General features: G+C 58.3%; 8 protein-coding genes. 4 read left to right on the top strand and 4 right to left on the bottom strand.

What is annotated here, in order from left to right:
- Window positions 1-97: 97 nt before the first annotated feature.
- The 3 genes from PHA29_RS10000 to PHA29_RS09990 all read right to left on the bottom strand — a co-directional run bounded on the left by PHA29_RS10000 (window position 98) and on the right by PHA29_RS09990 (window position 3,421).
- Window positions 98-1,060, bottom strand: a complete 963-nt coding sequence (locus PHA29_RS10000; RefSeq protein ID WP_075844146.1) for an Abi family protein — start codon at window positions 1,058-1,060, stop codon at window positions 98-100.
- 655 nt (window positions 1,061-1,715) lie between these two features.
- Window positions 1,716-2,480 carry a hypothetical protein gene (locus PHA29_RS09995; protein ID WP_117635916.1) on the bottom strand — a complete coding sequence of 255 codons (765 nt, stop codon included), beginning with the start codon at window positions 2,478-2,480 and terminating at the stop codon, window positions 1,716-1,718.
- Complete coding sequence (locus PHA29_RS09990) at window positions 2,471-3,421, bottom strand: helix-turn-helix transcriptional regulator (RefSeq protein ID WP_270574936.1); 951 nt, start codon at window positions 3,419-3,421, stop codon at window positions 2,471-2,473. The genes PHA29_RS09995 and PHA29_RS09990 overlap by 10 nt, the downstream gene beginning before the upstream one ends.
- A 590-nt stretch (window positions 3,422-4,011) precedes the next feature.
- Between PHA29_RS09990 and PHA29_RS09985 the strand changes: the two genes are divergently transcribed.
- Window positions 4,012-5,094 (top strand): IS1595 family transposase, encoded by a 1,083-nt coding sequence (locus PHA29_RS09985; RefSeq protein ID WP_158553197.1) that lies wholly within the window; start codon window positions 4,012-4,014, stop codon window positions 5,092-5,094.
- Window positions 5,095-5,165: 71 nt separating this feature from the next.
- Here the strand turns inward: PHA29_RS09985 and PHA29_RS09980 are convergent, their stop codons facing one another.
- Window positions 5,166-5,660, bottom strand: coding sequence for a nucleotidyltransferase domain-containing protein (locus tag PHA29_RS09980; RefSeq protein ID WP_117635919.1), 495 nt, complete (start codon window positions 5,658-5,660; stop codon window positions 5,166-5,168).
- 255 nt (window positions 5,661-5,915) lie between these two features.
- On the opposite strand from PHA29_RS09980, the gene PHA29_RS09975 reads away from it, so the two are divergent.
- From PHA29_RS09975 to PHA29_RS09965, 3 genes are all read left to right on the top strand, one after another.
- A complete protein-coding gene (locus tag PHA29_RS09975; protein WP_117743967.1) occupies window positions 5,916-6,332 on the top strand; it encodes a DUF6508 domain-containing protein in 417 nt (138 codons plus the stop codon).
- 128 nt (window positions 6,333-6,460) lie between these two features.
- The gene (locus tag PHA29_RS09970) at window positions 6,461-6,865 is read left to right on the top strand and encodes a hypothetical protein (protein WP_270574935.1); all 405 of its coding nucleotides are present in this window, start codon (window positions 6,461-6,463) and stop codon (window positions 6,863-6,865) included.
- A gap of 20 nt (window positions 6,866-6,885) precedes the next feature.
- On the top strand, window positions 6,886-8,787 hold the full coding sequence (locus tag PHA29_RS09965; protein WP_270574934.1) for a hypothetical protein: 1,902 nt from the start codon (window positions 6,886-6,888) through the stop codon (window positions 8,785-8,787).
- Window positions 8,788-8,816: the final 29 nt, after the last annotated feature.

The following is an 8,816-nucleotide window of genomic DNA, read 5'->3' as shown; positions in this document are numbered from 1 at the left end:
CTCTCCCACAGAAACCACCGAAGAGCCATATAAAAATAGGGCAGAGTCGCTTGCGCAAGTCCGCCCCTAAAACCGTGAAGGTTTTGCTATCTGCAGGCTATTCTACCAACCCGAGCGATTCTGTCAACCTGCGAAGGAACTCGAGCGCGGAGCGAGCTGCGGCGTCGGGCCCCTTGTCGGGCAGCGCCTCGGTTTCGCCGTCGGCCCTGGCGAACATCTCGGCGAGCTCGGATGCGGCGCGCGAGCGCGAGGAGCCCTCGGGTACCAAGCCGGAGTGCGCCACGAGCACGGTCGCGACCTCCTGCATGGCCGTATTCCCCATCCACTTCCTCCTGGTCGCCTTGGGAATCCCCACGGCGGCGACCCTTCGGGAGACGCCGCTGGACGCCGAGCCCCGGGCGGCGCCCCTCTCGGCGAAGCAGTTGATCAGGCACGAGCCGTGCGCGGCGCAGTTGCGGACGGACTTCACGCGCTTGAGGTCGTAGTGGGAGGCCTCGAGGCGCCTGTCGCCCCATCGCCTGGCGCAGAAGCGCACGAAGTCGATGAGGGTGCCGAACGAGGTGAGCTCAAGGAAGGCCCAGGCAGGCATGTCGCCGGAGTACTTCGCGTAGAGGCTCGAGCTGTAGGGGCTGCGGCCGCTCATCTTGAGCTCGCGCAGGCGGTACTCCCTGTTTGCAGTGGTAAGCGATGCCATGTAGTCGGCCACGATGGCGTAGCCGTCCTCTCCACGGTCCTCCATCTCGCGAAGCAGTGTCACCTTCTGGAAATGCTCGATGTCGAGCGTCATGCCGAGCAGGGCGTGGCGCAGCTCCTGGTCGAGCGCCGCGAGCAGGCGCAGCTGGCCGAAGTCGAGGTCTACGTAGCGGCCGTCGCGCGGGCCTCCCTCGTATTTCGAGAAGAGTTTGCGGTAGGATGCGAGCTTGAAGAAGTTGCACTTGTCGCGCAGGTAGTCCGCGGCCTCTTCCTCGGAACACAGTTCGAAGGCTACGCCCTTCTGCTTGAGGTGCTCTATCTGCTGCTCGATCGTGAGGATCGGCTTCCTATCGTGGGGTTCGGCCATGCTCGGTCTCCTGTCATTGATTTGAGAATCCTATTCTACCAGCATGTTTGCCCTGAATCCTGAAGGCCCGTTCGCCAACTCATAAGCAAGCCACCTGAGACTACTCACTTTGTTCACGAATGGCGAAGACCTGCGACCTGGGGTTTTGCAAATGGCGCGCAAGCCACCCGCGTTAATTCACTTGCGGTTGAAGCTGGCGGCTTGCACGCTAAAGGTCGGTTGAGTTTCAAAACGGGCGTTTTCGGCGAAATCGAGCCTCCAAAGGCGGTCCGCCGCGCCCTTTGGGACAAAAACAAAAACTCAAAACACTGAGTTTGAAAAAAAGTTTTTGGAGTTGTCCCAACTTTTGTCCCCGAAGCCGACGAAACAAGACATGGTGTTATTTGGCGGCATTCGGTTCGAGACGACACCGAAAACTGGGTGCAACTAGAATGACGGGACGACAAATACAGAGCCATCGAGTGGGAATAACCGAACAAATGTTCTATTTTCCCATATCATAGCATGAATTTAGAGCCGTAGCAATGCTGCGGCTCTTTGCTTTTCGGAACAATCTCAGTTTCGTCATTCGGGCATTGTCCTCAATACGACCGAAGCCGAAAAAACTAACCCATCACCTACTTCGTCGCATGCTTGAAAGATTCCGAAACCGCCCCTACAGGTCGTATACACGCTTGATCAGCTCAATTCCCTCCTCGAGCGTCATTGGAACCCCCATCTGCTTCAGAGGAACGCCCTCGGCACGGACCTTCTCGCAAAACTCAGTCATATCGTTGCGAATCGAATCGGGCAGTGCCGACGACGTTCTCGGGGAGAAGAGCTGAGCCAACCTGAAAACATCCTTTTTGTGCTTCTTGATGTCGCTCGAATCGACCCTCTCGCCAGCGGCCTTACGCTTCGATAGATCGAGATAGGCCTTGGCCTTGAAAGGGACAAGGTGCACCTCGTCCAGAACCATGATCCCGTCGACCTCCTTGCAACCGGACTTCATGTAGGCGTAGTAGTCGTCATCGAGAAGGATAGCCGAAAGGCTCGACGCCTCTTCGCCCGCTGGCAGCGGGACGATTGTCAGCCCTTCTGGTTCCTTGATGAACGAGGGGGCTTTGCTAAACAGCTCCACCATGCTCGGGAAGCCAGCAACGCTCGGCTTGGTGAATCGATAGAAATGAACTCCCCCGGAGCCCCTCCATCCGCAATCGTAGCCGCCGTCCTTCACCAGCTTCCATATTGCCGCCGCAACCTCGGAAAAGCGGTTCTCGGCAATCAGGATGACGTCGATGTCCTTGGTGACCCTGAAGTCGAGATCCGCGTTGCTCAGGATGATGTCGCACGCCGTGCCGCCAATGATCGCATAGCAGTCCTCGAGGCCCTCCATGTATTCCGAGAACCGGCGTAGCCCGTAAACTTCGCTCACTGCCATAATTCCTCCCCAAAAATCGCGTTCAACTGGCCGATGACGCGCTCGTCGCCCTCGCCGACGAGCGTCAACGCAAGCGACACGTCGTCAACCGCATCTCCTCCTGCCACGAGCGGGTCGTACGCCCATACCTGGACCTGAACCGTCTCCTCATCGTGAAGCTCGCCAAGTTGGACCTCCTCGAACTCAAGTTCTTTGAAGGCCCTCCTCGATACCGCGCGCTGCTCGATTCGGGGGGCTGCCAGCATACTGCGTTGCGAAAGCTCGCTCACCCCCGCAAGCGGAAGCTGCGCCGTTTGCTCGTCTCTTTTCGCATACACGGCCCGCGCGACAGGATTCCGCAGGCATCCGATTGCACTTTTGACGAGATCGTTCCTGCTCGTGCTGCGTTCGATGACCACTGCGCGGCCGTTTTTGGACTTGCTTACGAGCCCCCTGCGAGACAGATCGTCGAGGGCCCTCGAGATGCTCGACGACGGCATGCCCGTCGCCCTCATCAGCTCTTCGGACGTTCGCACCTCTGGGTTGGCCAGCAGCGTAACCAGCACAGCCTGAGTACCTGGCGCCAGCACCTCCGGAAGAGAACGCGGCTCCCGTTTCGCGCTCGCAACGAAACCCAGCATCGGAAGGAAAGCCTGCCTGCCGGGAACGACGAACGGGATGCCCTGTGAAACGAGGGCCTTTCGCTGGCGCGCGTCGATCTGGGCGACGAGCGCAACCTGCAGGCCCGCCCTCGCCGACACTTGAGAGACGATCCTCTTGAGGTTGGGAAGCGAGACCTCCCCCTCGACCTCTGCCATAATGAAATCGACCCCGTTGCAGGAACACAGCCGATAGGATGCCGCCTTAGCAAGATAAAGCGGGAGGTCAGACGCTCCAGACCATTCGAACTCGGTCACGAAGAGGCCCATCTCATCTTTCAGGTATCTTATGGTATCGTTCATTACCAGTCCCTTTTGCATATTCCCATTTGCCTTGGGATTATACAATTTTGATTGGGATATTGCGAGGTTTGCATTTCTTGCCTGTCGATTCCGTATCGTTCCGCAGTTTTCAGCGGCGTGCGCCGTGTACGCTTTCCTGCTTTCTACACGAAGGTCAGGAGGAGGGTTTCGCAGAGAGGGCGCTCTAGGTTCTGCAGGGTTCTGTTAGTCCCGTATTCAGAAAAGGGACATATTGAGGGCGCGGCGCCCGCTGGGACAAATTGTCCCAGCGGCATGGGCGCTTCCCCTGGACGATGATTGTCTGACGCGCCAGCATCGATGCTGAATGCGAGTCCGCGTCTGCCCCTAGGTCTTCCAGACGTGCATCGCATCACCACCTGTGCCGTGTTTCTGCTGCGTTTGTGAAGGCAGGCTTGGCCGATAGGCTCGCACGGTTTCGGCGAGCTTGGAAAATCGTATTACCAGCGAACGCCTACCGGTGTCCGCACTAACCGTTGTGTTAGACCACTTTGGATAAGTGTCCTGCACGCAGTACACGCGACGGGGCCCCGGTTGCGACAATTCCATCATCAGGAGAGATGGAGGTTGCAATGGAAGACGTGCTCACCCAGCTGACGAGGCAGTTCCTCCCGCAGATGACGGCTGCCGAGAAGAGCAGGGTCCTGAGATCGCTCAAGGCGCTGATAGACGCGGAGCTTTTCGAACTCGCGGCAAGCGAGGGGGCGGAAGACGATCCCGACAGAGCCTGCCCCTGGTGCGGCTCCCCGCATTACGTGAAGAGGGGGCGAGACGGGCGCGGCCGTCAGCGGTTCCTCTGCCGAGGGTGCGCCAGGACCTTCACCGACGCCACCATGCGCATCTTCTCCACCACCAAGCTCGACAGGTCGGCCTGGATGAGGTTCGCGGAGTGCCACGTGGACATGCTCCCGCTGCGCGAGTCGGCGGAAAAGTGCGGCGTGTGCCTCAAGACGGCGTTCTTCATGCGCCACAGGCTGCTCGAGGCCATGGCCAAGCGCATGCCCGCCTTCCGCGTGGAGGCCGGCGGCGGGGCCGAGCTCGACGAGTGCTTCTTCAGGGAGAGCTTCAAGGGAAACCGCTCCAGGTCGGAGTCCGGCATGCCCAGGAAGCCCCGCACAAGGTCGCAGGGAACCGACGGGCACGAGAAGATATGCGTGCTCACCGGCATCAACGACGCCGGCGACATCTTCTACGAGATCGCGGGGAGGGGCGGCCTCGACGAGGCGGCAGCCAGGGAGCTGCTCGCCGACAAGCTCGCGGTCGGCGCGATAATCTCGACGGACCGTGCGCACGTGTACCGCCGCGTCCTGCCCGCCCTCGGCGTCGGCGCGCACATCGCCAGCAAGAGGGAGGAGCACGCCATCAACAGGGTGAACAGCCTCCACTCCCAGATGAGGCACTTCATCGGCAGGTTCCGGGGTGTCTCCACGAGACGCCTCGAGAACTACCTCGCCTGGTTCAAGTGGACATGGTGCTTCAAGGTCCGCAGGAGCGCGGACGAGCTCGCCGAGCTCATAGTGAGGCAGGCAGCCCGCGGCACGTACGAGAAGACCTGGCGCCAGTACAAGGTGACCCCCTATCCGTTCTACGAGTACTGGATCAAGCAGGCGAAATGGGACTCGCGTGCGCGGAGGGCCATATACGGCGTGGCGTGATGTCCAGGGCGGTCTGGCGCAGCGCATCTGCGGCAAGCGCTGAAGTCGTGCCCCGATGCAAATAGCAACAGCTAGCGATATTCTTCGGGAACGTCGAAACCGTACTCACGGCATAGGAGCATGACATCGTGGGCGTCGTGCTCGTCATGCTGATAGCCCAAGTGAAACAACAGCTGGCTTTCGGGGTCGATGCACGACACCTCCACCTCGCCGATGCGCCCCCTCCCCGAAAAGACCTCCCCGGGAAAACGATCTCCCTGATACAGAATATCGCCATTCTCGGCGAAATCGAAGCAATGCAGGTCGACGATGCGCCCCGCCTCGTCTTGCCACACCGTGTGATCTTCGGTGGTGAAAGATGCAGCCACCTCGGAAAACCCCTCATCAGCAATTAGATCCACGAACCTTTGGTAATCCCCGCGCTGAACGAACAGGTCGATGTCGTTATGAGCCCTGGTCTCACGCCCGACAAGCGCATCGACGCCCCAGCCGCCATCAAGGTATACGCCAATGCCCGCACCTGCGGAAAGGCCGATTATCCAACACGCATCATCCTTGGTGACCATAGGAGCTCCTTCGCTTTCGCCTGCTATCTAAGCAAGAAAGATTATAGGAAAAGTCCCAGTATCCAAAGCGGTCTAACACAACGGCACTAACGGACAAGGTGCTTGCATAAAGCCAGTTAATATATGGAATGCGATATTAGATCCATTTTCCGGAGAGCGCATCATGGACCCATATGATCGGGAAGAACGCGATCGGCGCAGAGACAAAAACGATCGCTGGGACATTTTGTCCCAGTTGCAAACGAAGGGAAGCCCATGAAGAGGTTCGAGAAGATCACCAGATTGATCCCTCTGCTCGAGGCAGAGGAAAGCCATGGCAAATGGTTCGTCGACAACCGGCACGAGGGGACCCTCGAAGACCCCTTCATCGCCCCATATGTCGAATACGGGAAGGCTGCAAATGAGCTGATCTTCATGGTCCACGAGTGCGTCGATGACAACGAGGACCTCGCCGTGCGCAATTACAGGGAGGTGCTTGAGAGCTGCGGATTGCCTGACGAAGAGTCCATGCTCGCAGCCGACGTCGCGAAATGTGACGCGAGATGCACTCTCGCCATGATCCTCTACGTCGTCCGCGGGGACAGGTTCTGCGAGGGGTTCCTGCTCCGCCACCTGGAGAACGGGTCGATGCTCAAATGGATGAAGAGACTCGAGGAGATCGATGGCGAATAGCACTGAGACAAATTGTCCCAGTGCCGAGAAGAGAACTGACCACCTTAGCAATAAAGAGGAAATCATCCTGAGGTGAGATAATAAAAACAAATCCGCGAACATGAGCATCGCAGAAACGAGATCTGTCCATGAGCAATTACGAGATAATCCCGGTTTCAATCGGGGGCGCGCCGAGAACCAATCTCATCGCCTCCGGAAACGTGCCAATCATCGACTCCTTCGAAGCACTGGAGTTCGAATTCGATGAAAGCGTCGACAAGGCCAGCCGCGTCGATTACGGTGTCGCCGCTGGAAGCGGCCTCATCACCGGCCTGCTCAGCGTTCTCCTCGGAAAGCCGCTTTCGATCGAAGAGGCATCGAAGGTCGGAGGGAAAGAAGCGGACAGGATCGTCGTCGGCACCGCGCGCTCTCTCGGCTGCAAGCTTCCGAATGACAAGGCCATCTTCGGAAAGGACGGGAGATGTGATGCCGAGGCGCTGGCCAAGGCGATTGAGTTTCTGGAAAAGAAGTTCCCGATCCCCAGGACAAGCTGACACCAGAATTCGGCGGTGGCTTGCAGCACCATCTCAGGGATTACGCGCATCACCCGACCCTCCTCGGCCTGTTCTTCTCGATTCTCGCTCAGTTCACAGGCATAGGGTACGGAACGGACACTGCAGGAAACTTCATAAAGCCCCCGTTGCCAGCCGATGCGCTCGTGGGGAAGAACGTCCCGGAGAAGATCGCGATAGGAACGTTCAACTGGCTCTTCCACCTGATCAGCGACATCGACGGATCGCATGCGAACGCGGGCAAGGGCACTGGTATACCCGGCCCGATCCTCTCGATGCTGAAGGAGCTCTCGTCGACACCGTTCTTCCAAAACATCAAAGTCAATTACAAAGACAGCGAGATCTCGTTCTCGCAATGGCTCTCCAAGCTGTTCAACGGCACCTACTTCAAGGACTCCGACGGCAAGCCCGTCCGCTTCGACTTCAGAACCGAGATGGGTCTGGCGACGCAGATCGTCGAAGAGTCGCTCTTCGTTTTAGCGAACGAGGTCATCGTCCGCGTCTTCTACACGGTCTCGAGGCTCGCGTCGGAGATAAGGTCCAAGAGCATCTCCTCGCTGAGGGAGCTCGAAAGGATCGACCCGAAGGGCTTCATCCCCATCAAGAGCCGCGCCCTCACGAGGATGTGCACCGTATCGAGCGGCACGTTTGTCGCCGTCAACTCCGTCGGAAGTGTCATTAAGGCAGGGATAGCCTCAAGGGGCAATGCCGGCATGTTCGCGAAGTCGTTCTTCCTCAACGTGAGCTACCCGGGAATCGGCAGGTTTGCTATCGCCTGCTTTTTCGATGCAAAGTACATCAAGGAAGATGTTACGACGGCATACAAACGCGCTATGAAGGAACATGAGGAACAGAAGCGCAAACGCGAAGATGAACTGCAAAGGCTTTCTGCGAAATACAAATTCCTTACTCTGAGCCCAGCTCAAACCAGGCTGCTTTATTCGTTCGAGTTCATGATGGTCGCTTACGATATTCTGAATACCAAGAAGAAGGAAGTTGCGAAGGCGAAAGCCGAATGGCTGAGCAGCTGGGAGGCAAGCGTCTGCGAATCCCTGAGCGTCAACAGTGAAGAGTTCTTCGTCAGAAGCGGTCGTCAGGCGTTCGAGTTGATGAAGGAAATCTCGGGCAACGTAAAGGACAGGTCCTGGATCGACCTCATGGTGCTCGAGCTCTCTCAGTTCAAGCCTTATTTCCAGCTCGGCGAGGAGAGGGACAAGTCCTTGAAGAAGCTGAAGATGAAGGCGGACTACCTTTCCGACGTGTTCTGCAAGGGCCAGGACTACATAGCCGAAAAAGACGTGAAGTCCATCCGGAAGGCGTATTCGAGTGCGGCTGGGACCGTGACGGGAAGCCGCAAGAGGACCGCCGCGGCAGCGGCTGCGACCGTCGCGGCAACCGCAGCTACCGCGGGCGGAGCACTCGCCTTCGCCCCTCAGATCGCCGTGCTGATCACGGGAAACGCCGTCGCTGGCCTCTCGGGAGCAGCGCTGACCAGTGCGAGCCTGGCGTTCATCGGAGGGGGCTCCCTGGCAGTGGGGGGTCTGGGAATGGCGGGAGGAACGGCCATCCTGACGGGCGGCGGCGCCCTTATCGGGCTGGCTGGGTCGGGAGTCACCACCGCCGTATCCGTCGTCGTCCAAGCATCTGAAGCGTTCGTCCAAAGCGAGTGTTCAAAACTCCTGGCATTCTGCACTGAAGTTGCAATAAGGAAATACGGCAGATACGACATTGCCGAACTCGTCCATGAGGGCATCGCAAATTGTGCGACCGAGCTCAAGTCAGAGATTGAAGCACTCTCAAAGGCGGAAAAGAAGCCCAACGGGAAACTCCTTTCGCAGATGAAGAAAAACTTGAAATGCATGGAGCGCTGCGAGAAGGCATTGCTGAAAGCGGTGAAGAAATAAGAGGCTTCGGTAGTTTGTGTGACAAGGGG

It is taken from the genome of Candidatus Collinsella stercoripullorum, assembly GCF_027669965.1.
In the GTDB taxonomy this organism is placed as follows: Bacteria; Actinomycetota; Coriobacteriia; order Coriobacteriales; family Coriobacteriaceae; genus Collinsella; species Collinsella stercoripullorum.
The sequence above is the reverse complement of the archived record's forward strand: the minus strand, read 5'-3'. Positions and strand labels throughout refer to the sequence as shown.

Coding starts and splice junctions, on each gene's coding strand:
- PHA29_RS09980 (WP_117635919.1), bottom strand. CDS start 5,660: ATGGTCACCAAGGATGATGCGTGTTGGATAATCGGCCTTTCCGCAGGT.
- PHA29_RS09995 (WP_117635916.1), bottom strand. CDS start 2,480: ATGGCAGTGAGCGAAGTTTACGGGCTACGCCGGTTCTCGGAATACATG.
- PHA29_RS09985 (WP_158553197.1), top strand. CDS start 4,012: ATGGAAGACGTGCTCACCCAGCTGACGAGGCAGTTCCTCCCGCAGATG.
- PHA29_RS09990 (WP_270574936.1), bottom strand. CDS start 3,421: ATGAACGATACCATAAGATACCTGAAAGATGAGATGGGCCTCTTCGTG.
- PHA29_RS09975 (WP_117743967.1), top strand. CDS start 5,916: ATGAAGAGGTTCGAGAAGATCACCAGATTGATCCCTCTGCTCGAGGCA.
- PHA29_RS10000 (WP_075844146.1), bottom strand. CDS start 1,060: ATGGCCGAACCCCACGATAGGAAGCCGATCCTCACGATCGAGCAGCAG.
- PHA29_RS09970 (WP_270574935.1), top strand. CDS start 6,461: ATGAGCAATTACGAGATAATCCCGGTTTCAATCGGGGGCGCGCCGAGA.